Genomic DNA, 24,416 nt, shown 5'->3' with positions numbered 1-24,416 from the left:
CCAAATGTCCATCCAGATCGGATTTCACAATCGGGAACCATAGCGACAGGTCAACATCACGCAGGGTAAATTGGATATCGCACGGACTGAAAAGCAGCTTTGTGAAAGCCTCAGTGCAGTTCACCTTCACGCGATGTCGCGCACAAATGTCTGGCACATATGCGATTTGAGGTCCAATCTGATGGGCAGGAGTTTTTAGATGCAAATACAACATCCCGCTATTTTTCCGAGGTCGTTATGCTCTGTATCAGCCGTGCTGAGAGCTCATACGCCGGATCGCAGCAAAGGAGCGCCCCTTGGGCAAGCTTGACCGCGAAACGAGGCGCGATGGGCATCCAGCGTTTCGAATAGTCCTGCGGATCGCCATTTTTGTCTTATTGATCTGGCTGACCCATCTCGCTGTTGGTTGGCTGATGGCGAAAATCGACGACTTGGAAAACGCCGCAGGAGTGCGCATTGGTGTGCTCGGCGCTCTCTTGCTGGTCTATGTTTTACTGATGGCCGTTCCCTTTGTGCCGGGGGCCGAAATCGGAATTTCCCTGATGATGCTCGAGGGCGGCGCGCTTGCACCGTTTGTCTATAGCGGAACGTTATTCGGTCTGTCATTGGCCTATTTTGTGGGGCGTCGGGTTGATTGCGCTGTGTTCAAGCAGATTGCAACGGAACTACGTTTGACCGGCATGAGCGCTCTCATCGATGAAATTACACCACTGAATGGAGAAGAACGGCAGGATTTTTTGCAGGCGCGGCTGCCGAAGTGGGTTCCAACGGCGGTGATCCGATATAAGTACGTTGTCTTAGGTCTGCTTTTGAACCTTCCGGGAAATGCGATCATCGGTGGCGGAGGGGGGCTGGCTTTGATTGCTGGTTTCAGCGGGCTTTATGCCACAAAACCTACGGCGCTGACTTTGGCGATCGCGGTCGCGCCCGTTCCTGCAATGGTCTATTTTCTGGATTTATACCCTTTTGGGTAAGGTCATTTATTGCTCAGCCTGTGGGACGTTCACTTCAAGGCCATCCAATTCGAACGTGAGCAAAACCTGACAAGCGAGACGTGAGGCGCTGCTAAAATCGGGAAGACAGTCCAATAGGTCTTCTTCAAAATCTTCAGCAGGTCCGACAGCGTCCTGCCATTTTTCGCAAATTTTGACATGGCATGTGCCGCAAATTGCGCCGCCGCCACATTCGGCGGCAATGCCGCTGATGTTATTGGCCAAAGCGACTTCCATCACCGATTGACCGGGGAGAGCCGTCACTGTTTTGCTATCGTCTTGGATTTGGAATGTAACTTTCATCTTATGCCTGCTTGTTGGTCAAGTTTGCGTCGCAAACTGGGGGAATGTTGAGTGCTCAAACATGATGCGTGCATCAATGGTCTCGATGGGTCAGCTCGTCGCTTTTTTGATGCCGGGATAGAGGTAAACTTTATCATCGCTGTAATCGAAATCGGGATCATCCCAAGCGACCATTTTTCCGGGGTTCAACAACCCCTTTGGATCGGTCTCTTTCTTGAACGCGAGCTGCAATTCATCGGTCTGTTTCATCCCGCCTTCTTCCAAAGTGTAGCGGTGCGGGTTGAACACAGGCACACCCGCCTCATCATGTTGGCGCATAATTTCATTCAGGCGCGCATCGGTGGAATAGCGCACCATAGACAGGCCAAAGCAGGTGACATTGCCGTCAAAACGCAAGAATTCAAGATGGTGAGGGACTTCATCACCAAACATTTCAAAGGTCTTGGCGACCAGATCTACTTGATTGGGGTAGGGGTAAAGCGACTGGATATAGGTCATGCCCGGTGCGACTTTCATCGCGCGCAACGTGGTGTGGTTCCAGCTAAGCTCAAAGACCGCTGGTATGCCTTTAAGGTCTTCAACCTCGTCACTGCGAAAAGCGATCTGTGCGGGATAATGCGCGGTGAAGGCCAGAAGGGGCATCATCGCATGTGGGGCCGCCATGAGCAGAACGACATGTTTGCCCTCAGTCATGAATTTTTGATGGCGTTTGAACGTTTGAAAGGGGATAGGTGCGGCGATGACAGAAATCAGTTTCGTCAAAATTCCATCTTGGCTGCCCAAATCATTGGCGTATTTTGTTGCTTCAATAAAATCGTCGAATTCCACGATCATATCGACCCAATCATAGGCGGTGGTCAGCGGCATCTCGACTTCTGTGATGATGCCATTGGTCCCGTAAGCATGGGCTACTTTTTGCAAATCATCGCCGTGTAAATTGATGATGCGGGGCTCTGCTTCCATCGTGATGATGCGCAGGCGGATGATATTGCCCGGATCGCGCAAACCGCCCCATTGGATCGATCCGATACCTGAGGACCCGCCTGCCACAAATCCGCCAATCGTGGCTGTATGCGCGGTCGAGGGATGCATGCGCAATTCTTGCATGGAATGGGCGCGGGTCGCTTTATCGATCTGGGACACAATGGCGCCAGCTTGGGCGACAACGCGGCCGGGCGCAATTTCGCGGATCTCTGTTAAGGCGGTCAGGTCCAGAACAACGCCGCCAGACAAGGGCATCGCTTGACCATAATTACCAGTGCCACCACCGCGCACGGTGATGGGCACATCATGAGCAAAACAGGCGCGGATGGTTTTCAGGATGTCCTCTTCCGTGTCAGGTATGACGACGAGGTCGGCGATCACATGGTCCAGTTCCGGTTTCAAAATCGGAGAGAAATAGAACGCATCGCGGCTTTTCAGACGTACTAAATTTGGGCTGTCGATGATGTTTAGTCCGGCGAGATCGGCCTTTAGGGATTCAATGTTCATTTTGAGGACTCCATGAGTGCGTCGAGGTCGCTGTAATCGGGAAGGGTGGTGTCTATCTGTTTGCCGCCGCGCAGGACGATCCGGTCGCTTTGCGGGCGCGACAAAAGTTCGGTCCAACTGCGCGCACGAAATTGGATCAAATCTGCGGGGGCACCTATTGCGATGGTCGGAGGGGCAATTCCCATCAGATTGGCAGGGGCTGTCGTCATAGTTGCTGGCCACTGACCGACAGGATGGTCCAGATGTAAAATCCGCGTTGCCATGCGGTACACTTCCATCATGTCGAGATCGCCGTATGCGTAAAACGGATCGCGGGTGTTGTCTGAGGCGATGGCAACATTAATGCCGCGTGATGTCATCTCGTGAACCAAAGTCACGCCACGCCAGCGCGGGGTGGTTCCGTCATGGCGGCGGTCTTGCAAGTAAAGGTTGCACATCGGCAAGGTCGTGATCGATAGGCCTGCCTTTGCAACAAGATCAAGAGTGCCCAAAGCTGTGTCATCAGGTTGGCGCGCGAGCGAGCAGCAATGGCCGACGTTGATACGACCCGAGAATTCGTGGCGCAAGGCAGCCTGTGCAATCAGATGCAAAGACACGGCATCGGGATCGCCTGTTTCGTCAGCATGAAAATCAAGATCAAGTCCTAGGTCTTTAGCTGTCACAAACACCTGATCAATCAAGTCCTTGATATCTGGCACCATATAGGTGACGGCGCCAAGCACACCGCCAGCGACCTGAACGCGTTTGGCAAGCGTGTTGAAAAACATTGTGTCACGAACTGCTTCGATCCCGACCAAACAGACCGCTTGTAACGTGATGCGCTCAGCCCAAGTGTCACGCAAGTCTTCAAAAACGGGCCATGAGATTGCCGCTTGGGGGGCTTGCGAGTCGATATGCGTACGCAGGGCGCTTGTGCCATGCGCATAGGCACAGCGTAGGGCAAAATCCATGCGCAATTTCAGATCATCTGCGGACCAGTTTGCCGCAGTGTCTTGCGCAACAGCCGATAGGGCTCCGCCGAAGCTACCATCAGGGTTTGGTTGACGGGACCAAATGTGACCCTTGTCCAAATGGGTGTGACAATCGACAAAGCTGGGGGTGAGAATACGCCCCGCCAGATCTGTTTTTGTGCCCTCAATGGTGTGGTCTGCTGCTGTTACATCACTGATTTTATTGCCCTGCAGGGTGACATTGACGCGGTGAAACCCGCCATCATCCGCCACACCCAAAGGCTGTGAAAGATGTGTTTCATGCACACGCGCATTGGTGAACGTCATGAGGTCATTGGAATGGGTCACAGGCAGGCCTCTTGCGGTGAAAAGATGTCATCAGGATCGGTTTGGATCATATCTTGCAAAAGTGCCGTAAACCCTTTGGCAGCCCAATTTGCACTTGCGGCACCTTTGTCCGCACTGGCAGCTGCAGCGTTTCCGATGGCGCCCGAGGGATGTAAATCTGAGGCGATCCAGCCAAACCCATGGGGGCCTGTGGCGTTTAAATAGGTGTTCGATTGGGCGATTTTTGCATTTTGGGACACAAAGTTTTCTGCTTGTTTCATATCAACCAGATCGGGGCGAAAGTGCAGCATTAAAGATGTCTCGATATCGCCACCGTGAATACCGTGTTTAAGTTCGTGATTGTCATAAAGATTTTCTGGATGCCCAAAGCGTAACCAACTGGTTTTGGCGACAAGGAGACCATGTTGAACACGCAAGGCACGCGCGATAATCCCCATGATGTCTTCATTCCCGCCATGTGAATTCATGATGATCAACTTGCGAATACCTGTACGTGCAACCGCGTGGCCAAGCGCTGTCCATGTGTCGATCAGGGCCTTTGCATCAAAACTTAACGTGCCACGTGCAAAGAGATGTTCGTCAGATTTTCCAACCCTTTGAATGGGAAGGACGCGTAGATCAACATGGGCGGGCAGGTCTTTTGCGACCGTATCGATCATGCCTTTGGTCAGCGCTGTATCGGTGCAAAGTGGCAAATGCGGTCCGTGTTGTTCCGTTGCGGCAATGGGCAACATCGCGATGGTGTTCTTTGGATCTATGGTGTCGAAATCTCGGGTGGAAAATTCTTCCCACCAAATGCGCCGTGCTGTCATTTTTGCACCTGTTGCGCTGCGACGATTTCGACTTCGACTGTGAATTCAGGGCGGGTAAATCCACCGACGATCATCAATGTGGACGCTGGTGGTTGTCCGGTAAAGAATGCATCGCGGGCTTCCATGTAGGGGGCCATATGGGCGCGATCTGTGACATAGGCGTTCACACGCACCACGTCGTTGAGTGACATGTCTGCTGCGGCTAGGATTTTTGCAGCGTTTTCAAAACAGAGTGCGGCCTGCGCTTTTGTATCTTCGGGGATATGCCCTGTCGCATCCATGCCAAGTTGGCCTGAACACCAGACCCAGCGCGCGGGATTGGTCACTTCTATCCCGTGAGAGTATCGCGCGAAAGGGGCGGGTAGGTCTGTTGGCGTTAGCGCTTTATGCATGCGTGATCTCCGGTTGCGGTTCGGTTCCAGTAAACACGCGCACCTGAGATTGCGAAAGACAGCCGACGTTATAGCGGGTATGGTCTTGAGCTTATGATGGCATGCGAAGTGTCTTGTGCGCGACTTGCCGCACGGTTTGGCGCAACCAATGGCCAAAGGGAGAGTGATGGGATTTTTCGTGCCAGAATAACCATGCACTCATCAAACCAAGCTCTGGTGGGGCCTCTAAAACAGTGACAGATAGCGTTGCTGCCATTTCTTCGGCAAAGGGGCGAGCTGTGGTTAAAACCAGATTGGATTGTGGGACAATCTGACGGGCAAGGGCAAATTCGGGCACGGTTGCGACCACGTTTCTAGATTTGCCAAGTTGAAGCAGCTGCCCGTCAATCGGTGTTCCCGCAACGACGGCCGCGGCACTTGGTGAAATGTGGTCAAGCGTCAGATATTCATCCAATGTCAGATGGTTTTGCCCCGCCTTTTCATGAGAATTGGCAACGACGCAGGCAATGTCTGACTCGACCAATGGGGCAAACCGTAGATTAGGGTAAGGATCCTGACGGCTTGAAATAACCAGATCAATATCTCCGTCATGAAGCTGCTGTTTGATTTGCTCTGGCGTGCCTGGCTGGATGATTTCGATGCGTGATTTGGGGGACGCCGTGTTTATGGCCTGAATCAACGATGGAATTAAAAGAGACCCAAGGCCGAAGTAAGCGACGATGCGAATTGTGCGATCTGATGTGGCAGGGTCGAATTCACCAGGGGGAGATAGCAAAAGATCGATATCGGTTAGAATGCGGTCGACGGCCATCGATATATCATTCGCGCGCTCTGTACGGACCATGGCGGCACCTGACCGCACCAACAACGGGTCGTTGAACGTATCGCGCAACTGGCGCAGCGTTGCGCTGATGGCGGGCTGGCTTAGGCCCAGTTTGACAGCCGCGCGTGAGACATTGCTTTCATGAAGCAAGACTTGCAGCACACGCAGGTGCCTAAGATCTAGTTTAGATGTCAAGGCCAATACTCCGCTTTGATCCTGTGTCGCTGCCTTGAGATTCAATATCACGCAGTGCGTTGCGGATCTCTATTTCAAGAATGTTAATGGCTGAATTGGTGGTTCCGCGTTCATGCCTTGCGAGGCTTATTTCAGCATGAAGCATAATGGCCGACAAAGGCGCGAACACCAATGTGCGCCGCCGCAGGTCTTCTATCACATCTATAAGGGGAAGAATGGCGATCGCCCCGTGATGGCGCGCCATTTCAATGAGATTGCTGACAGAGTTCGAAGAATGATGCGGCTTAAAGTCAAGGCCCGCCCGCGCCAACTGGTCAGCAATCGGGCGATGGAGGCGTTGCGAAGCATCGGGAAAAACGATCCCGTGATCTAGGTAATCCGCCAGACGTTTTGATGCGTGATGTGCGATGGGGTGGTCACTGGCAAAAACCGCCCCTACAGGGCTGGTAAAACGTGCGGTCACATTGATCGTCGGGTGATCAGGAAGGTATTGCGCGATGGCGATATCAGCTTCGCCTGAGACCATCTTTTGCGACACAACGTCGGCTGTCGCGATTGTGAGGTCGATTGATATGCTTGGGTGATTGTCTCGTATCTCTGCTAAGATCGGCAACAAAACTCCATTTGCCAGCCCTTCTGTGGCAAAAACATGCGCGACGCCACCATGATTGCCGCGCAATCGTTCAATATGGTCCTGTGTTTTGCTGTGTTCTTTTAGCGTTTCGCGAATATGTTCGATCAAGACCTCTCCTACGGCTGTCAGTCGTAGCGTCTTGGGGAGCCGTTCGAAAATCGGCGTGCCCATTTCTTCTTCGAGTGCAAGAATTTGCCGATTGATCGAGGATGCAGAAATGTTGAGGCGCTCGGCTGCCCGCCGAATAGAGCCCGTCCGCGCGACCATGTCGAGGTATCGCAATAATCGTGAATGAAGCATTGGAACCTTTGCTGGCGTTAGGGCACATGTATTTATCGGTAGTCTGGCAGAAGTTTACTGGTAGATAAATAGCAACGCTAAATTGCTCGTCCTTTGTGCATAGTGATTGGGGTTACTATAGAAGACGGCATATATTGAGTATGTATTGAACCATATGTCCGAAACGCCACGGATCGAACTGCCTCATATACCGCTTAACTAATGTGCGATTTTGCGAATTTTTGCACAAAATTCACCGATTTAGCAAGTTTTGCCGCGTCTTTAAGATTTTTTTCCTGATTGGCGATGGGGCGCAACCGTGCGGCCAGACTGAGGGCGTCGCGTAAATGTGCGTCGGCGACCCTGTTGTTTAAATATTGTGCAGTGCTCTCTTTTTGCGTTCACGCTGTCCGTAAAATGGTGCTGTCGTTTTGTTTTCTCGCCTCATATCAATTTTACACCGATCGCAAAGATGGCGGTGGGTGGGCAGAGGTTCTGAGGTTGAAACGCCAACTGTGCCGCTCCGTCGATATCGATTGTGACATAAACTCGCCGGCACGACAGATCCGAACTGCTCGCCGGCCAACAGGAAGGAAAGTTCAAATGAAATTCCCACCTATTACACGCCGTGCGACCTTGGGCCTTTTGGCAGGTGGTGCCGCGTCATTGGTTGCGCCTGCGCGTTTTGCATCGGCACAAACAAGCTCAGCCGTTAATTTCCAATTGTCATGGCTGCCGTCTGTTCAGTTCGGTGGTTCTTATCTTGCAGAAGAAAACGGCGTTTGGGCGGAAAAAGGGTTGGATGTCAGCCTGTTGTCAGGCGGACCGAATGCGCCGGTCGAACCTTCTGTTATGGCGGGTACATCTTTGTTAGGGATCACTGCGGCAGATTACGCTTCGGCTGCTGTGGCAGAAGGCGCGACCTTTAAAATCATTGCCGTTGCCATGCAAAAAAATCCTTTCGCCATCGCGTCCCTGCCTGGAAACCCGGTCAATTCGCCTGCTGATCTGGTTGGTAAGAAAATTGGTATGGCTGTTGCGAACACGCCAATTTTGGCGGCACTATGTGCGCTGAACGATGTCGATATTAATGAAATTGAGATCGTGCCAACGCAATACGACCCTGCGCCGTTGGTGAATGGACAAGTCGATTGCTTGCTGTGCTGGCTGACAGATTTGCCGATTGCGATGACAATGGCTGGCGTTGACAATGTTACAATGCTTTTGGCGGATCACGGTTATGCGGTGCACAGCCAAACATACATTGTCACCGAAGATGCGTTGGAAAATCAACGTGAAGAAATCGTGGCGCTTATGGCGGGCGAGATCGCCGGTTGGAATGCCTATTTTGCGGATACAGATAAAGCAGCCGATCTTGTCGTGGCGAAATTCCCTGATCTGGGGCTCGATCTGGAAACGCAAAAAGTTCAGGCCGCAAAGCAGGTCGATTTGATGGTGTCACCGTTGACCGAAGAATTCGGTTTCGGTTGGTTCACCGACGAAACGGTTGCCGACAATATCGCCACTTTGGGGCTGCTCGGGCGCGAGGTCTCAGCCGATCTTTGGGATCGTTCCATTCTCGAAGAAATCTACGAGTAAGCTGATGACCGACAAGCGCATTGATCAAACGCCCGTATCTGAGATAGGGCCGCCCAAAGTTGAAGCATGGGCTGTGAATAAAGTCTTTGGATATGGTGACTCGTCTGTTCAGGCCGTAAGTGACGTAGAACTTACACTTGAACCGGGGACGACCACTGCGCTTGTCGGGCCTTCGGGCTGTGGAAAATCAACATTGTTGCGGATGGTTGCAGGGTTGGAAACCCCCACATCTGGCGCCATCCGTATCGGTGGCGAAGAGCCGCATGTTGTTGCACGCAAGGGGCGTTTGTCTGTTGCGTTTCAAGATCCGTCATTGTTGCCGTGGCGCACGGCGGCGTCCAACGTCGCGCTGGCCCGTCGTTTGGCGGGGCTGCCCAAAGACCCTGAAAAAGTGCAGCATCTTTTATCGCTCGTCGGGCTTGACGGATTTGAAAACAAACGCCCCGCCGAATTGTCGGGCGGGATGCGTCAACGCTGTGCCATCGCGCGCTGTTTGGCGACGGATGCTCGCCTTTTGTTGCTGGATGAACCCTTTGGCGCTGTTGATGAAATGACCCGTCGCCGATTGAATCTTGAATTACCACGCGTTTGGGAAGGGCAGGGCACGACGACTCTGCTTGTGACCCATTCCGTGACAGAGGCGGTTTTACTGTCGGACCGCGTGATCGTGATGAGCCACCGGCCCGCACGTGTGAGTGCGGATATCGCGATTGATATAGAGCGCCCGCGACGGGCCTCGCATCTGACAAGTCCAAAGTTTCTTGCTCTTGTGACGCAGATCAATACTGCGTTGGGGATCATTGATGAACCCGAAGATGACGCCTCACGTCTGGAGGCGCGGGCATGATACGGCAACAGGTTTTGTTGACCGAGCAAATGCGGACCTATGCAGGATTTGCCGGTCTGTTGATCGCTTGGGAACTCTTGGCGCGCTTTGCTTTTGGCCAACTCTATATTCTTTCGCCGCCGACGGCGATTGTGATGCGTATCATCGAAGACCTGCCACTCTATAGTCGCGCTTTGAGCGCAACTGTATCCGAAGCCTTGCTCGGGTTTATTCTTGGCAATCTTGCGGCGATTGTTTTGGCCGTTCTGGTCGTGACCCTTCCCCCCATCGAACGCTTGGCGCAAGCGATTGCTTTGGTCGTATTCTGTTTGCCACTTGTTGCGACAGGACCGATTTTGCGTGTGATTTATGGCCCCGGATGGGGGCCTCAGATCACATTGGCGGCTTTGTCAGTGTATTACACCACATTTGTGCCACTGGTGGTGGGGCTGCGTGCGGTGCCGCCGAGTTGGTTGGATTTGATTGCAAGTTATGGTCGTGGTCGTCTGACCGCGATGACCGTGGTACGCGCGCGTGCCAGTCTTCCCTATCTGATCGCCAGTTTAAAAATTGCGGCACCTGCGGCGTTTTTGGGCGCAATTGTCGGTGAATTTACCGGTGCAGATCGCGGTATTGGTGTTTTGAGCATCCAAGCCATGCGCAGTCTTGATGTGGATGGCACTTGGGCTTTGGCCACGATTGCCTCTGCGGTGGCGATCATCGGATATGCTGTGGTCGGTTGGGCGGGGCAGCTGTTGTCAATTGGTGCGCCGCCATCGCTTTTGGTCTCGCCCGCGTCCAAAGCGCCAAAGGTGCTGTGGAAAAAACTGTTCATGGCTGTCGCCGCGCCGACCTTGTCTTGCGTTGTAATCTTGCTGTTGTGGAAGATTTCCATGGATGGTCTTGATCTATCGCGCTTTTTTGCCAAACGGCCCGGTGATGTTTGGGCCTATCTGGTCGCGGGTTCACAGGCTGCTGCACATCGCAGCGAATTGTTCGCAGCTTTGCGTGAAACGATGGGCACCACCGTTTTGGGATATTTTGCAGGTCTTGGCCTTGGTGCCGTTTTGGCCGCAATTTTCTGCATGTTGCCGGCGGTAGAGAAAATCGCGTCCCCTGTGGCGATTGCTTTGCGATCCATTCCGATTGTGGCGACTGCGCCATTGTTGGTGCTGGCTTTGGGGCGCGGGCAGTTGGGGATGCTGGGGATCGTGGCGATCATGATCTTTTTCCCCACGCTTGTGTCCTGTCTGCATGGGTTGCGTCAGACACCTGGCCAGGTGATTGACTACTTTGACAGTTTCCGTGCGCCACCTTTGACGCAGCTGTTTTTGGCGCGGGTGCCTGCGATGTTGCCGTCTTTGTTCGCGGCCGCACGCATGGCTGTGCCTATGGCGGTTTTGGCGGCGACTGTTGCGGAATGGCTCGCCACAGGAACGGGCATTGGCAATCTTATGGCCCTGACCAATTCGACAAGCAATTACAATATGTTGTGGAGCTGCGTGACCATTCTTACACTCGTTTCCGTTGCAGGTTACGCGCTGGTCGCAATGCTTGAACGGCGCGTTCTTTCCCACTTTGCTCCTGAACAGGTGATATAATGACTGACCAACCTTTCGGCCTTTCCAAGACGCTTGCCCTTTACGAGAGTCTTGTCGCGGATGTGGCTTTTCTTGACACGGCGCCTGTCGTGTTTGATGGCGCATTGGCGGCTGAGGTCACGGCGACTTTGATTGGCGAGGCGCGCCTGCTGGATCGCCGCCAATTTGATACTTGGTATGATCTATGGGCCGAGGATGCGGCGTTTTGGGTGCCGTTGCACCAAGGCCACCATCCTGCCCGTGATCAAGGTCTTATCATGGATGACCATCGCCGTCTGCGCGAGCGGGTGTGGCGGATGCATGACACATCGGCTTGGGCGCTGGTGCCCTATGCTCAAATCGTGCGCATGGTTGGCGGGGTCGAGGCATGGCCCTTGCCTGACAGCGATACAGATGTGATCGCCACCAGCGCGATCAGCATCACGCACGAACGTACCGGCAAAGTGACTGTTTTGGCAGGACGGCAAATTCACCGTCTGCGCCGTACTGATGATGGGTGGCAGATTGTGCGCAAAATCATGCTTTGCCCCGCCATTTCCGCAGGAATGCCCCATCTGGGCTGGATCCTTTGATGACTGAGAAACGGGAGACACACTATGGGTGAGAATATGAATAAAAATGACCCTGAAACCAATCTTGAACGCGATATTTCCGACAGCTTGCGCCCTGACGCAGTGGTCGCACGTGGCCCTGATTTAACTGACGAGGTCGAGCACCTTATCCGTAAAGATGTGGTGCATCGCCGCGTATACACAGATCCCGATCTGTTCAACATCGAAATGGATCGTATTTTTGGCGCGACGTGGTGCTTTATCGGCCATGAATCCGAAGTGCCCGAGCCGGGTGATTTCGTGCGCAAACGATTGGGCAAGCGCCAGATCATTTTGGTCCGCACGCGCAAAGGCGAAATCCGTGGCTTGCTGAATCGTTGCAGTCACCGTGGCACCACATTGGTGGGCGAAGAAGAAGGCTGCGCCAAGCGCTTTACCTGTCCCTATCATGGCTGGGCATTCGACCTTGATGGCCATCTGCAAAGCCTGCCTGTGGCGGATAGTTACAGCAAACTATATGAGCGGCCTTTTGATTTAGGGCAGATCAAAGTTGTCTCGCATCGCGGGTTTGTCTTTGGCACCTTGGCGGCCGAACCTATGCCGCTTGATGAATGGCTTGGGCCAGCAAAACTATGGCTGGATGAACATATCGACCGCCACCCAAGTGGCAGCATCCGTGTGCTTAAAGCACCAATCAAACAGAGCTATAAAGCCAACTGGAAAATGGCTTGGGACAATGCAGCCGACGGTATTCATGCCACGTTCGCGCACCGGTCCTATAACCTGCTGGGTAAAGAGGCCGAAACCGATACGATCTTGTCGCGCAATCCAGCCGTGTCGCCGATGGTGGGCTATACTCTTGGTCACGGGCATTGTGTTGTTGATCAGCGCCCCGGCATTCCTGATGGTCCATGGTCCACCATGCGACCACTGCCAACGCGCGAGGATCTTGAGGCCTCTTTGAAAGAGCGTGGCGGGGATATTCCGCGTGAAACATGGGATCTGATGACCGGTAATATGGTCAATTTAAACATCTTCCCGAACTTGATTTTTGTGGGCAACCAGATCGTTGTGCCTGAACCGATTTCTGCCGGTGAAACCTTGATGAATTACTATCTCGTGATGGCGGATGATACGCCTGAGGAAGTGAATCTGATGCGTATGCGTGTGGATGAAGATTTCATGTCTTTCGGTATTCCCGACGATTTCGAAATGTTCGAGCGGGTGCAAGAAGGCCTGCAAACCATCGAAGAAGAATGGGTTGATGTCAGTCGCGGCGATGATGCAGGCGATGTGGTCGATGAGTATGGTTTGGCCACAGGGGATCTCGCGTCAGAAGCGCCTATTCGTCATTATATGCAGGAATGGAAACGCATCATGGCAAAGCCCATTCCGACAACGATCCGCCGCGCGCGGATCGAAGACAGTAAATTCATGAAAGCACAGAAACTCAAAGCGGAATCGGCTGCTGCGGCAGTTGCAGAAGACGTAAAATAAGGACGACGAATATGACAACTGACAGCAACAAAGCCCTTGTGCGCGCTTATCATACTGAGCTTTGGGAAAAAGGCGATAAGACCTCTATCGATCGTTACTGGAGCCCTGAGGCCAAGGTTGAGATCACCGATTTTGACAGCAGTGCGATCGATGCGATTCACGACGATGTGGCCCGTTATTGGGGCGCGTTCAATGATGTTAAAACCGAAATTCTGGCGCTGATCGCAGAAGATGACAAAGTGGTGTTGCATTGGCAAACGTCTGGTTATCACTTCGGACCTTATGGCGATGTTGCCGCAACCAATAAGCGTATCACTATGGCGGGTATGGATATTCTGCGCATCGAAAACGACCTTATCGTGGAATGCACATCCATGTGGGACGGCATGAGCGTTTACGACCAATTGGGCGTGCTCACCATTGGCTAACGCTCATAAGGGTTACGACACCTAGACAATTTTTCTTTAGAATGGAGACCGATATGGCCGAGTTCACACTTCCTATCGTCGATATAGCGCCTTTTCTTGAAGGGACGCCCGAAGGCAAAGCAAAGGTTGCGCGCGCCTTTGCAGAGGCTTTTGAAAGCGTCGGCTTTGCTGTCATTAAGGGGCATGGCGTGCCAGAGGATCTAACAGGTGGGCTTTACGCGGCTGCAACCGCGTTTTTCGAAACGCCGTTCGATGCGAAAATGGCCTATTCCCCGCCTGAGGCCGCCAAAAGCCGTGGCTATTTACCGATGGGAATGGAAAGCGTTGCCAAAACCCTGAAAGGGGAAACGCCGCCAGATTTGTGTGAGGCATTGGTGTTTGGCGCGCCACATCATGAGGGCGAAGAGGGGCATAAGGCCAATTATTACCCCGACACGCCCAAGGAATTCGCGGGGCTGGTGACAGAGTACACAACGGCCATTCTGAAGTTGAACGACGCTTTGATGCGGATGTCGGCTTTGGCGCTTGATTTGCCTGAAGATTACTTTGCGCCGATGTATGCCGATCCATCATTGACCTTGCGGTTTGTGAATTATCCTGACCAAGACGTTGATCCGCTGCCCGGTCAGCTGCGCTATGGCGAACACCATGACTATGGTGCGATCACCATTTTGCGCCAAGATGCGGCGCCTGGCGGGCTTGAGGTCATGGGGCTTGATGGCGAATGGCATGAGGCCAAGGTCATTCCAGATACTTTTGTCATCAATGTTGGCGATCTGTTGTCGCGTTGGACGAACGATCGCTGGCGCTCCACCTTGCACCGCGTGTCCAACCCTCGGCGGGACTTGACGGGGTCTACGCGGCGTCTGTCGATGGTCGCCTTTACGGGGCCTGCAGGTGATACAAACGTATCAGCTTTGCCAAGCTGTGTGTCCGACGATGTGCCTGCAAAATACGATTCTGTGTCAGCAGGCGATTACATCATGTCGAAAATCCGTGCCTCTCATGAGTTGGAAAAAACTTAGGGCTAACATTGGTTCTAGAAAAACGAAGAACAACGCTCCGCGCTTCTTACAGGTGTGGGGCGTTTTTGTAGGTAACGCGGATGTGGCTGGATTGCCCGACGCGAGACATCCGAAACTGACAGTCATGATTCGTTTGACGTGGGGCTGTAGCGTCGCAAAGTTGGATATTCATCCATAACGCAGCCCTTCGTTCAACGGCCAAGGGGCTTTTGTGATCTAACGACGAATGCCACCGTCATGGATTGTAGAACCCGTTGATATATTGGAATATCGCTCCCTCTCCTTGCGCATCAGCCGGACTTATTTGCCAAGGCATGCATTCTCCTTTTCGACTTCCTCGTGGGGCCTGACGTCAACTCGTTATGCTGGTGCTGTCGACCCCATTTTTTCAGCGTCGAAAAAAGACCGGAACTCAAACGGGGCAAGACCGAACCCGCCGCGGCTATGGTAGCAGCGAGTGCGGCTATGAGCGGCGTAATGTCACCTGTGGGCCTGTCCGTAATGTGGAAAGAGGTCGATAATGGCCTGCATCGCTTGTTGGGTGGCACCTATTTGCAGTGTCAGAATGTCCGATTCAGGCGGTTATTCTTCGCGACGGGTCGCCGTTGAGCGGCGGATAAGCAGGTCGCCGCCTGTTGTAACGCGTTGCACTGCGGCAGATGTCTGCGTCATGCGCTCCACTAAAAGTGCTACGCCTATACTTCCCAGTGAGGCGCGATTGGTCTGTACTGAGGTGAGTGCGGGCGTTGCATAGCGACCAAGTGGCAGACCATCAAAACCGATGATTGAAATGTCATCGGGAACAGATAGGCCCATACTTTGAACGGCTTGCATGGCCCCCAAAGCAACCATGTCATTCATGCAGAACAACGCGGTCGGCAAATCACCTTGCTTTAATCTCTCAAGCACAATGTCACGCGCAGCTAAAGAAATATGCTCTGGTGACCCAAGATCAATAATGTGCTGCTGGGGGTCAAAGTGGATGCCGACTTCTTCAAGGGCATTGCGAAACCCGTCAATTCTGCGCCGAATTGTTTCACGATAGGGGTGGGTGACGTGCAGGATGTGCCGATGCCCAAGTGTTAAAAGATGTCGTGTCGCGACCCAAGCGCCGAAGTGATAATCTGGTGAAACGCTGGTCAGGCGCATGGTGCGGTCCATGCCGTTGACGATCACGGCGGGCAGGGCGCGCGCGATGACGGCATCAACGTTGTCTGGATGATCTATCCCCAAGAGCAAAAGAGGGCCGTTAACATGTCCAGTTCGAATGGCCTGTGCAATGTCATCTGTACTGCGATGAACCTCGAGACCGATTTCGATGCCTGCGGACCCGCTGGTCGATGTGATGGCTTCCAGAATTTCACCATAAAAGGCATCGTTTTCGACGTATTTTTCAAGGGTTAGCAGGGTCGCCGTGCCGACGCTTGTTTCGCGTCCCGCACGGCCATTATACCCAAGATCGTCGATCGTTTTCAGGATGTGCATCCGCGTCGTTTCGCCCACACCTTCGCGGTTGTTCAGAACCTTTGATACCGCAGCAACCGAGACGCCTGCAGCCTGTGCGATGTCTTTCAGGGTGGGACCAGATTTGCGGGGCGTATTCACGGCGATAAAGTTCCTTGTGCGCAGCTGTTGAGCAAGTCCTGTTTTGGTATCAGGTGCGCACATTGGGATGCAAACGAAACTTTCGTCGGCATGTTACCAAAAGAATGCTGTGTGACCTTGTGCCCGCATGAGCGCTTCCATGAAGTAGTAATCTCCATAGGGAAGCATTGCGTCTTCGCGACCAGCGGGCACATGCCCTGCGCCATGCGCGAGAAAACCCTGCGCATCTGCAACGGCTGTGATGTCGCAAGTTTCGAGCAACCCATCCAGCAAGCGATACCCGAATGCCGTCCATCGCGCAGCGTCTTGGGCTGGTAAAAGTTGCGCAAGCATAAGCACGCCCGCCGCTGTGACTGCCGCAGCCGAACTGTCTACAGGGTGTGATCCGTCTGCAGGCAGGGCAAAGTCCCAAACGGGGACGGCGCTATCGCCCAGAAGATCTTCGAATTTGGTTGCAAGCCTGATTGCCGCATCGAGTGATGTAGGGTTGCCTGTCACACGGTAATTATTGGCAAAACCGTGAATGAGCCACGCTTGCCCGCGGGCCCAACAAGACGCATCTGCGTAGCCTTGGTGGGTTTCCCCGCGCAAGGGTTCCCCTGTGGCGGGGTCAAAGATAAAGGTGTGAAATGTCGTGTCGTCATCGCGGACAAGATGGCGCAAGGAGGTTGCCTCGTGCAGGTCTGCAACCTCACGGAAATCAGTTACACCTGTTTCGCGGTGCGCCCAATGCAGCAGCGCAAGGTTTTGAATTGTATCGGCAATCATACGGCCGTTGGCGAATTTCGCTTGCTCACGATCGTGTGGACCGACGGGATTCCATGCTTGAATATATTGGCCGTCATCGTGGAAACGGGCAACAAGAGCGCGGGCGGCTTCGATGCCCATGGCGCGCGCCGTTTCGTTGCCAGTCAATTGCCATTCCGCCACGGAAGATAGGGAAAACACGAACCCTAGATCATGATCGCGGGCTTTGCGATCATCAAGCATTTGACGAAACCCGCCACGTCGTGCCTGTGCGGCGGCGGAAAACGTTGTGTCACCTGTCAGTTGATAGGCGAGCCATAATTCCCCTGAGAGAAACCCCATGACCCAGTCTGGCCCGTCACACCACGCCCAGCTGTTGTCGTTGCGTCCGATTTTGGGATTGCGCAGACCTGCCACAGGCAAGACGTCGCGCAAACGTTGAACGCAGCGCGAAAGGGCGGCGTGATATTCTGGTTTCCCGTCCGGTCGCCCTTCGGCGTTATCTGAAAAGTAGGATGTCTTTTGCGTGGCTGTCATGTGTTTTCCTCCTTGCTCAGAATATTCGCAGGTCGAATGTTTCGTCAAGTACGAAAGTTTCTTGACGAATGCTTTAACGGCGTTTAGGTAGGTTTGCACTGATAGGGCGCAAGGGCTTGGAGAGTTTTGCGATTTTGATCAGAGGACATGGGAGGTTGCCGCCGGGGACTTGGAAAGTTTCGTGAGTGGCGCCGTTTTTGGAGGAAATATCATGAATACTTTTTCACGTTTATTAACGGTCAGCGCCGTTGCTGTGTCGCTGATGTCGTCCAGTGCGATGGCTGAGACCTACCGACTGGCAACGAACGTTTCCGAGGTTAGCACCGCAGGTCAGTTGTTGGCAGAATTTGCCGCTGCCGTTTCAGAGCGTACCGAAGGCCGTGTGGATTTCCGCATGTTCAACGATGGTGTGCTGGGCGAGCAAGCGCAGTATTTCCAGCAAGTCCAGCGCGGCGTTATCGATGCGGGCCTCGTGAACTCAGGTACGCTTGAAAATGTTGCCCCTGCGGTTGGCGTTATGAATTTGCCGTATGTTTTCCGTTCATCTGAAGAATACGCACAAGTGATGACAGCACCAGAAGTGCAAAGCGCATTGTTTGACGCGACAGCGGAGCACAATGTTGTGCCGCTTGGTTTTATTTCTTCTGGGTTCCGCTCAATTTACACCACAACGCCGGTTGAAAGCTTTGAAGACATCCAAGGCATGAAACTGCGCGCTATCGCCAGCCCAACCTACATGGAAATGCTGTCTTTGTTCGGCGCTGTTCCTACGCCTTTGCCGTTTGGTGAACTCTACGCAGGTCTCCAGCAGGGAATCGTTGATGGGGCTGAGGGCGGTCTTGCCGGTCTTTACGTGGCGCAATTTGGCGAAGTTGCGAAATACGCGCTTTTGACAAACCAGACACGCCTGACTGACTTTGTGGTTACTTCCAAGCGTTTTAACGACAGTGTTGATCCTGCCGATCTTGAAATCGTGCGCGAAGAATTCGAAGCCATCAGCTTGAAATCAATTGAATTCTCAGACGCTAGCGAAGCTGCAGACCTGCAAAAAGCCGTTGATGAAATGGGCGTTCAAGTGATCGAGGTCGACACGGCACCCTTTATTGCAGCGGTTCATCCGATGTATGAAGATGCCCGTGCAGATGACGCAAAACGTGGTTTGATCGAAGCGATCTTTGCCATCGAAAACCGCGACTTCTAAACACCTTACCCCGCCAATGAACTGTTGGCGGGGTTGTTTCCTTGGGAGGGGCCGACATGGCGGACGAGACATTTACAGCATCGGCGGCTTTACGCACGCCAACCGTTATCAAATGGGGTCGGCTCATAGAGCGTACGATCGGCTTGTTTCTCGCCATACTGTTGGCACTGATGGTCGTCGCCATAACGTGGCAAGTGGTGTCGCGCTACATCCTGTCCACCCCAAGCGTTTATTCAGAAGAATTCCTACGATTTTCCCTGATTTGGCTCGGCATGATCGCGGCGGGATATTGTTTTTTGAACGCGCGGCATATGAGCCTGCCTTTGCTGGTTGATATTCTGCCACCGCGCCCCCAGCGTGTTTTGAAACTTATCAACGCTGAGCTGTCTTTGATATTTGGTGCCATTCTGGTGTGGGGCGGGGCGATCAGCTTTATGGCCAATAGCCGTATGCGTACCCCGATGACCCAAATCCCGATGGGCTGGTTGCAATCGGTTTTGATACTCTGCGGCATCATGATCATCTGCGCTGAAATTATACGGATTCTGCGATTGATGGATCTGCTGCCTGTAGACCCGCAAGCCCCAACACCCCGTACTGGCGCGACAATCTTTAACCTTTTGGTGGCCAGCGGCATCGTGTTCTTGCTCGGCGCAGGTGTTGTGACCCTGTGGCAATCCGATTGGATGGCGGGCAACGTCCGCAATGCTCTGGAATTGACGTCCACGATTGTGCTGTTCACAACATTTGCGGTGTTTCTTGTCATTGGTAGCCCTATTGCCATTGGTTTGGCCTTTGCGGGGGTTTTGACCCTTGGTCTGCAAATCGATTTAGAGATCATGATGCCCACCGTGGGGGAGACAATGTTCAACGGGTTGGACAGCTTCGGCTTTCTAGCACTGCCGTTTTTCATTCTTGCGGGTAATATTATGAACGCAACTGGCCTTGCGCGGCGGTTGATTGACTTTGCGATGCTGATTGGTGGCCGCATTCCAGGCAGCCTGTGGCAAACCAATGTCTTGGCCAATATGTTGTTTGGTACGTTGTCAGGGTCTGGCATCGCATCGGCCACAGCGATTGGAGGCATCATCAACCCCGTTGCCCGCGAAAAGGGCTATAACATGGCGATGACCACGGCTGTGAATGCCGCGTCTGCGCCATCAGGTATGTTGATCCCGCCATCCGGTGCGTTGATCGTTTACTCTCTCATCACAGGCGGCAGTGCGTCGATTATTGCGCTGTTCATGGCAGGGTATTTGCCCGGCTTGATTATGGGCCTGTCCGTGATGCTTGTTGCCTATTGGTACGCCAAAAAGAATGGCTACGAGGCTGAAAGCACGCGCCCTACGCGGTCAGAAGCCTTTGGATTGTTCTTGCGCGCAGCGCCGAGCCTGCTGCTTGTTGTGATCGTGATTGCCGGTATTCTTGGTGGCGCATTTACCGCCATCGAAGGGTCGGGCATCGCTGTGGTCTACAGTCTGCTTTTGGCGTTGATTTATAAAGGGTTGACCCCACGCGGTCTGCTCGAAATCTTGCGTGATACATCGGTGGTGACGGGCTCTATTTTGTTCCTCATTGCGGCGTCAACCATGATGAGCTGGTCAATGACCTATGCGTCCATTCCCGAAACCGTCCGTGTTTTGATGACCTCTGTCAGTGACAACAAGATCGTGATTTTGTTGATGATCAACGTCATCTTGCTAATCGTCGGCGTGTTCATGGATATGTCACCTGCGATGTTGATTTTCACACCAATCTTTTACCCGATTGTCACCGCACTAGGCGTCGATCCTGTGCATTTCGGTGTGATCCTGATTTACAACCTTGCGCTTGGCCTTGTAACCCCGCCTGTTGGCACGGTGTTGTTTGTGTCGTGTTCGATCAGCGGTGAACCCATCGCCAAAGTCATAGGGCCGCTTTTGCCAATCTTTGCTTTGCAAACGGCCGGCCTGTTGCTGATTACATTTGTGCCAGCGATCAGCCTTGCCATCCCGCGGCTCTTTGGATTGTAAGGCTGAAATGACGTCAGATCCTGCACTTGCACCCTATCTGCGGTTCAACCCGCTGCATGGCCAGCCGCTTAATGCGCGCGCTGATCTGATAGCGGTGATGGAGCGACTGTTGGCGCCTTTGGATGCCTATCGCTCAACGGGGTGTGCCCGTGTGCAATTGTCGCCTACAGGTGCTATTTTCGATCATGGCGCGGCCGAACTGGAAGGGTTCGCGCGCCCCCTTTGGGCAATAGCCGCCGCCAGTGCTGGTGGTGACACCACGACAGATTGGCAGCCCTATAGGACAGGTTTGGACAACGGCACCAATCCTGACCACCCCGAATATTGGGGCGATCTGGGCGAGGTTGATCAACGTCTTGTTGAATTGGCCGCTGTCGGTTTTGCGCTGTTTGCTGCGAAGGCCGATCTGTGGGATCCACTCACTCCTGAGGCCAAAATCCGTGTGCGCGCTTATCTCATGGGCGCAACCAAACGACAGTTTTCTCCCAACAATTGGCTGTTTTTTCGTCTGCTGATTGATGCGGGCTTGCGTGCAACTGGCGATGGGCCTGCTGTTGACAGTGGCGACGATAATCGCGCGGCATTGAACCAAATGTACCTTGGTGAGGGTTGGTATCGGGACGGGGATGGCAACCGTGTGGATCACTACGTCGGCTTTGCCTTTCATGTGTATGGATTATTGTTGCATAAATTTGCGCCCTCTACAGATAAAGGCGATCACTTGGCCCGCGCACGTGCCTTTGCCCCGCAATTTGCACAGTGGTTTGATGATACTGGGCGTGGCTTGCCTTTTGGTCGCTCCATGACCTACCGCTTTGCTATGACAGCATTTTTTGGCGCTTACGCCTTGGCTGATCCTGACCCTGTGCTGCCTTGGGGCGTGCTTAAGGGAATCGTGCTGCGTAATTTGCGTTGGTGGGCCAATCGACCGATTGCAGATCGTGATGGTGTTTTGTCGGTGGGGTTTGGCTATGCCAACCCGCATATGGCCGAAGACTACAATTCACCCGGATCACCTTATTGGGCGATGAAGGCGTTTTTGGTTTTGGCTATGCCTGAGGATCATCCCTTTTGGTTGGCCAAAGAACTGCCCTTGCCCAAGTTTGACGCGCCGCAGGTCCAGAAAGGCCCGCGATTCGTCCTGCGCAATTGCGGTGATGAGGTGACTGTTCTGTCGGGGGGACAGGATGCGCCGATGTTCCGTCACGGGGCCGAGAAGTATTCGAAATTCAGCTATTCCACAGCGGCCCCCCCTTGTGTCGAGGCCCGTGATGCGCAGTTTGACACGGCAGCACTGGATGGGTCCATGGCGGTTGATGTTGCTGGGCGGCCTTGGAAAATACGCCAGAACAGCCAAACGCTTCGAGTTGATGCCAATGGTCTGCGGGTGCGGTGGCGCCCCTTTGATGATGTGGTGATCGATAGTTGGTTGCGGTTCACTGCTGCGGGGCATGTTCGACTGCACCGTATACGCAGCGCGGTTGATCTGCGCTTTATCGAAGGTGGTTTCGCCTCTGCGCGGAGCTGTTCTTTGCCGCATCGTGTCGCAAAGTGGGATGACAGCCATCGTGCGATCTGTCCCGATGGGGGCGAAATTTACGATCTGAACGGCGCACGTCAGTCTCGGGTTCATATACCCGCTGCAAATCTCTCTCTTTTGACGCCCAAAGTCGCGGTGCCACAACTTTTGGGGCTATCGCCTATTGGGGTATGCTGGTTTGCTTGCTACGTCTCGCTCGGGCAGCAAGATCAATCAACAGGTGTGACCAAACAATGACCAAGACAACACAAACACAACAGGCCATCGGGAACCATGCGTTCAGCGGCCAGTGGATAAACGACCCAATTCATCAAGAGTTCCTGCGCGATGATGTGCAGCGCCAACTCGATTTTTTCCGCCCCATGCTGCGCGGTGATGGTGGATTTGATGTGCCGGATCTTGCAGGGGCCCCCTTGCTTGGCGGACCGCAAGAGCTGCACACGACAACGCGGATGGTGCATTCTTTTGCGCTGGCCAAACAGTTTGGCTATGCGGATTGCGATGATGTGATTGATGCAGGGATGGCCTTTTTATGGAACACCCATCGAGACACCAAAAACGGCGGGTATTTCGCTGCCGTAAACCATGACGGTACAGTGGCCGATGACACGAAACTGGCCTATGGCCACGGGTTTGTATTGCTGGCCGCCTCGACAGCAAAAGACGCGGGGCATAGTGATGCTGATCGGTTGCTTGCCGATGTGACTGATGTCTTGCAAAGCAAGTTTTGGGAAGAAGCCCATGGTCGTTTCGCCGATGAATTTCGCGCGGATTGGACGCCGTTTTCCACCTATCGGGGCCTGAACGCCAATATGCACAACGTCGAGGCGCATCTTGCGGCGTTTGAAGCCACAGGCGAGACCGCCTATTTGGATCGCGCAGGACGGATTTTGGGGTTCTTCTTTGATGAGCTTGCTCCGGCGCACGGATGGCGCTTGCCAGAACATTTCACTCAAGACTGGCAGGTGGACACCACTTACGCTGGCAATCCAATGTTCCGCCCTGCGGGGACCACTCCGGGGCATAGTGTCGAACTTGGCCGGTTGTTGTTGCAATATTGGGATTTGACGGGGCGCGCAGACGGTAGCATCCCCGCAAAGGCCAGCCGTGTGATCCATCAAGCGCTGAGCGATGCGATCCGCCCAGATGGCGGTCTTGTTTACACACTCAAAGACGGTAAGGTTTCTGTGGCCGACAGATATTGGTGGCCTGTGACAGAAGCCATCGGCGCGCTTGCAGCGCTGCAAAAATACGCTCCGAATGCGGAAAATGAAACGCATTACCGCGCGCTTTGGGCGTTTGCCGACCGTTATCTGATTGATTATGAACGGGGCGGTTGGTTCCCTGAGTTGGGGGATGATGGCCGCCCTGTGTCGCGTCAGTTCCTTGGCAAGCCAGACATCTATCATTCGATCCAAGCGGGCCTTTTCCCGCCTGTGCCCGCCCTTTCACGCATATCCACATTCCAACGGTAAGCCGCTCAACGGCTGCTCATGTTTAAAGAGGAACTTAAAATGACCCTTAACGTCGAAACCCGCCACGCCATTCATCCCGATCACGCCAAAGGCATGGACACGCAAGCCTTGCGCGATAATTTTTTGGCCGAAGGGATGTTTGCCGATGGCGAAATTCGTTTGGTTTACACCCATTACGACCGCTTTACGGTTGGCGGCGCTGTGCCAAACGGCGGGTCTTTGACGTTGGATAAGGTTGATGAGACCCGCACAGCGACCTTTTTAGAGCGCCGCGAAATGGGCATCGTCAATATCGGCGAGGCTGGCACGGTGGAGGCGAACGGCGAAACATATGCGATGAACAAAGGCGATGTTTTGTATTTGGGCATGGGCACGGGGCCTGTGACGTTTTCAGGGCAGGGGCGGTTCTACATCACCTCTTGCCCCGCGCATCAGACTTACACGTCGCGTCTTGTCACCGTTGAAGAGGCGAAAAAGGTCGAAATGGGCGAGGCGGCAACGTCGAACAAACGCACCATCATGATGTTCATTCACCCGCTGGTGATGGAAAGCT

General features: G+C 53.6%; 22 protein-coding genes. 13 read left to right on the top strand and 9 right to left on the bottom strand.

All coding sequences use genetic code 11. The features are described 5' to 3' along the window. Positions 1-296 precede the first annotated feature (296 nt). The gene (locus tag KO497_RS09855) at positions 297-974 is read left to right on the top strand and encodes a hypothetical protein (RefSeq protein ID WP_215943795.1); all 678 of its coding nucleotides are present in this window, start codon (positions 297-299) and stop codon (positions 972-974) included. A gap of 6 nt (positions 975-980) precedes the next feature. Here KO497_RS09855 and KO497_RS09850 read toward each other — a convergent pair whose 3' ends face one another. The 7 genes from KO497_RS09850 to KO497_RS09820 all read right to left on the bottom strand — a co-directional run bounded on the left by KO497_RS09850 (position 981) and on the right by KO497_RS09820 (position 7,240). Further along, on the bottom strand, positions 981-1,295 hold the full coding sequence (locus KO497_RS09850; protein ID WP_215943794.1) for a 2Fe-2S iron-sulfur cluster-binding protein: 315 nt from the start codon (positions 1,293-1,295) through the stop codon (positions 981-983). A 90-nt stretch (positions 1,296-1,385) separates the two neighbouring features. Continuing rightward, positions 1,386-2,786 carry an FAD-binding oxidoreductase gene (locus KO497_RS09845; protein WP_215943793.1) on the bottom strand — a complete coding sequence of 467 codons (1,401 nt, stop codon included), beginning with the start codon at positions 2,784-2,786 and terminating at the stop codon, positions 1,386-1,388. Further along, a complete protein-coding gene (locus tag KO497_RS09840) occupies positions 2,783-4,084 on the bottom strand; it encodes a cytosine deaminase (protein WP_354668105.1) in 1,302 nt (433 codons plus the stop codon). The genes KO497_RS09845 and KO497_RS09840 overlap by 4 nt, the downstream gene beginning before the upstream one ends. After that, complete coding sequence (locus tag KO497_RS09835; protein ID WP_215943792.1) at positions 4,081-4,896, bottom strand: creatininase family protein; 816 nt, start codon at positions 4,894-4,896, stop codon at positions 4,081-4,083. Before KO497_RS09835 ends, KO497_RS09840 begins: the two co-directional genes overlap by 4 nt. After that, the gene (locus tag KO497_RS09830; RefSeq protein WP_215943791.1) at positions 4,893-5,288 is read right to left on the bottom strand and encodes a RidA family protein; all 396 of its coding nucleotides are present in this window, start codon (positions 5,286-5,288) and stop codon (positions 4,893-4,895) included. Before KO497_RS09830 ends, KO497_RS09835 begins: the two co-directional genes overlap by 4 nt. Before the next feature lie 91 nt (positions 5,289-5,379). Then, positions 5,380-6,306, bottom strand: coding sequence for a LysR family transcriptional regulator (locus tag KO497_RS09825; RefSeq protein WP_215943790.1), 927 nt, complete (start codon positions 6,304-6,306; stop codon positions 5,380-5,382). Further along, complete coding sequence (locus tag KO497_RS09820; protein WP_215943789.1) at positions 6,296-7,240, bottom strand: LysR family transcriptional regulator; 945 nt, start codon at positions 7,238-7,240, stop codon at positions 6,296-6,298. The genes KO497_RS09825 and KO497_RS09820 overlap by 11 nt, the downstream gene beginning before the upstream one ends. Positions 7,241-7,822: 582 nt before the next feature. Between KO497_RS09820 and KO497_RS09815 the strand changes: the two genes are divergently transcribed. Genes KO497_RS09815 through KO497_RS09785 form a run of 7 tightly spaced genes read left to right on the top strand, consistent with a single transcriptional unit; the run spans position 7,823 to position 14,746 of the window. Continuing rightward, positions 7,823-8,818: an ABC transporter substrate-binding protein gene (locus KO497_RS09815; protein WP_215943788.1), complete on the top strand. Its 996-nt coding sequence runs from the start codon at positions 7,823-7,825 to the stop codon at positions 8,816-8,818. Between the two features lie 4 nt (positions 8,819-8,822). Beyond that, complete coding sequence (locus tag KO497_RS09810) at positions 8,823-9,665, top strand: ABC transporter ATP-binding protein (protein WP_215943787.1); 843 nt, start codon at positions 8,823-8,825, stop codon at positions 9,663-9,665. Continuing rightward, positions 9,662-11,245 carry an ABC transporter permease gene (locus KO497_RS09805; RefSeq protein ID WP_252729602.1) on the top strand — a complete coding sequence of 528 codons (1,584 nt, stop codon included), beginning with the start codon at positions 9,662-9,664 and terminating at the stop codon, positions 11,243-11,245. The genes KO497_RS09810 and KO497_RS09805 overlap by 4 nt, the downstream gene beginning before the upstream one ends. Beyond that, a complete protein-coding gene (locus KO497_RS09800; protein WP_215943786.1) occupies positions 11,245-11,817 on the top strand; it encodes an aromatic-ring-hydroxylating dioxygenase subunit beta in 573 nt (190 codons plus the stop codon). The genes KO497_RS09805 and KO497_RS09800 overlap by 1 nt, the downstream gene beginning before the upstream one ends. A gap of 36 nt (positions 11,818-11,853) precedes the next feature. Next, positions 11,854-13,293, top strand: a complete 1,440-nt coding sequence (locus KO497_RS09795) for an aromatic ring-hydroxylating oxygenase subunit alpha (RefSeq protein ID WP_215943785.1) — start codon at positions 11,854-11,856, stop codon at positions 13,291-13,293. A gap of 11 nt (positions 13,294-13,304) precedes the next feature. Then, the gene (locus KO497_RS09790; protein WP_215943784.1) at positions 13,305-13,721 is read left to right on the top strand and encodes an ester cyclase; all 417 of its coding nucleotides are present in this window, start codon (positions 13,305-13,307) and stop codon (positions 13,719-13,721) included. 53 nt (positions 13,722-13,774) lie between these two features. Next, positions 13,775-14,746 (top strand): isopenicillin N synthase family dioxygenase, encoded by a 972-nt coding sequence (locus KO497_RS09785; RefSeq protein ID WP_215943783.1) that lies wholly within the window; start codon positions 13,775-13,777, stop codon positions 14,744-14,746. A 582-nt stretch (positions 14,747-15,328) separates the two neighbouring features. On the opposite strand, the gene KO497_RS09780 is transcribed toward KO497_RS09785, so the two are convergent. After that, positions 15,329-16,351: a LacI family DNA-binding transcriptional regulator gene (locus KO497_RS09780; protein WP_215943782.1), complete on the bottom strand. Its 1,023-nt coding sequence runs from the start codon at positions 16,349-16,351 to the stop codon at positions 15,329-15,331. Between the two features lie 93 nt (positions 16,352-16,444). Beyond that, a complete protein-coding gene (locus KO497_RS09775) occupies positions 16,445-17,635 on the bottom strand; it encodes a glycoside hydrolase family 88 protein (protein ID WP_215943781.1) in 1,191 nt (396 codons plus the stop codon). Between the two features lie 211 nt (positions 17,636-17,846). Here KO497_RS09775 and dctP point away from each other — a divergent pair, with 211 nt between their 5' ends. From dctP to KO497_RS09750, 5 genes are all read left to right on the top strand, one after another. After that, the gene (dctP, locus tag KO497_RS09770; RefSeq protein ID WP_215943780.1) at positions 17,847-18,836 is read left to right on the top strand and encodes a TRAP transporter substrate-binding protein DctP; all 990 of its coding nucleotides are present in this window, start codon (positions 17,847-17,849) and stop codon (positions 18,834-18,836) included. Positions 18,837-18,892: 56 nt separating this feature from the next. Then, entirely contained in the window at positions 18,893-20,848 is a 1,956-nt protein-coding gene (locus tag KO497_RS09765; protein WP_215943779.1) for a TRAP transporter large permease, read from the top strand. Between the two features lie 7 nt (positions 20,849-20,855). Further along, positions 20,856-22,625: a DUF2264 domain-containing protein gene (locus KO497_RS09760; RefSeq protein WP_215943778.1), complete on the top strand. Its 1,770-nt coding sequence runs from the start codon at positions 20,856-20,858 to the stop codon at positions 22,623-22,625. Further along, on the top strand, positions 22,622-23,863 hold the full coding sequence (locus tag KO497_RS09755; RefSeq protein ID WP_215943777.1) for an AGE family epimerase/isomerase: 1,242 nt from the start codon (positions 22,622-22,624) through the stop codon (positions 23,861-23,863). Before KO497_RS09760 ends, KO497_RS09755 begins: the two co-directional genes overlap by 4 nt. Positions 23,864-23,902: 39 nt before the next feature. After that, positions 23,903-24,416 (top strand): 5-deoxy-glucuronate isomerase (locus tag KO497_RS09750; RefSeq protein WP_215943776.1); only part of this gene is annotated, 514 nt, incomplete at its 3' end.

Source organism: Pacificibacter marinus, from assembly GCF_018860665.1.
Classification (GTDB): domain Bacteria; phylum Pseudomonadota; class Alphaproteobacteria; order Rhodobacterales; family Rhodobacteraceae; genus Celeribacter; species Celeribacter marinus_A.
The sequence above is the reverse complement of the archived record's forward strand: the minus strand, read 5'-3'. Positions and strand labels throughout refer to the sequence as shown.

What these genes read in the sequence shown, in the direction of transcription:
- dctP (WP_215943780.1), top strand. Translation starts at nt 17,847, where the DNA reads ATGAATACTTTTTCACGTTTATTAACGGTCAGCGCCGTTGCTGTGTCG.
- KO497_RS09815 (WP_215943788.1), top strand. Translation starts at nt 7,823, where the DNA reads ATGAAATTCCCACCTATTACACGCCGTGCGACCTTGGGCCTTTTGGCA.
- KO497_RS09755 (WP_215943777.1), top strand. Translation starts at nt 22,622, where the DNA reads ATGACCAAGACAACACAAACACAACAGGCCATCGGGAACCATGCGTTC.
- KO497_RS09795 (WP_215943785.1), top strand. Translation starts at nt 11,854, where the DNA reads ATGAATAAAAATGACCCTGAAACCAATCTTGAACGCGATATTTCCGAC.
- KO497_RS09800 (WP_215943786.1), top strand. Translation starts at nt 11,245, where the DNA reads ATGACTGACCAACCTTTCGGCCTTTCCAAGACGCTTGCCCTTTACGAG.
- KO497_RS09775 (WP_215943781.1), bottom strand. Translation starts at nt 17,635, where the DNA reads ATGACAGCCACGCAAAAGACATCCTACTTTTCAGATAACGCCGAAGGG.
- KO497_RS09835 (WP_215943792.1), bottom strand. Translation starts at nt 4,896, where the DNA reads ATGACAGCACGGCGCATTTGGTGGGAAGAATTTTCCACCCGAGATTTC.
- KO497_RS09805 (WP_252729602.1), top strand. Translation starts at nt 9,662, where the DNA reads ATGATACGGCAACAGGTTTTGTTGACCGAGCAAATGCGGACCTATGCA.
- KO497_RS09810 (WP_215943787.1), top strand. Translation starts at nt 8,823, where the DNA reads ATGACCGACAAGCGCATTGATCAAACGCCCGTATCTGAGATAGGGCCG.
- KO497_RS09760 (WP_215943778.1), top strand. Translation starts at nt 20,856, where the DNA reads ATGACGTCAGATCCTGCACTTGCACCCTATCTGCGGTTCAACCCGCTG.
- KO497_RS09845 (WP_215943793.1), bottom strand. Translation starts at nt 2,786, where the DNA reads ATGAACATTGAATCCCTAAAGGCCGATCTCGCCGGACTAAACATCATC.
- KO497_RS09765 (WP_215943779.1), top strand. Translation starts at nt 18,893, where the DNA reads ATGGCGGACGAGACATTTACAGCATCGGCGGCTTTACGCACGCCAACC.
- KO497_RS09830 (WP_215943791.1), bottom strand. Translation starts at nt 5,288, where the DNA reads ATGCATAAAGCGCTAACGCCAACAGACCTACCCGCCCCTTTCGCGCGA.
- KO497_RS09790 (WP_215943784.1), top strand. Translation starts at nt 13,305, where the DNA reads ATGACAACTGACAGCAACAAAGCCCTTGTGCGCGCTTATCATACTGAG.
- KO497_RS09850 (WP_215943794.1), bottom strand. Translation starts at nt 1,295, where the DNA reads ATGAAAGTTACATTCCAAATCCAAGACGATAGCAAAACAGTGACGGCT.
- KO497_RS09785 (WP_215943783.1), top strand. Translation starts at nt 13,775, where the DNA reads ATGGCCGAGTTCACACTTCCTATCGTCGATATAGCGCCTTTTCTTGAA.
- KO497_RS09820 (WP_215943789.1), bottom strand. Translation starts at nt 7,240, where the DNA reads ATGCTTCATTCACGATTATTGCGATACCTCGACATGGTCGCGCGGACG.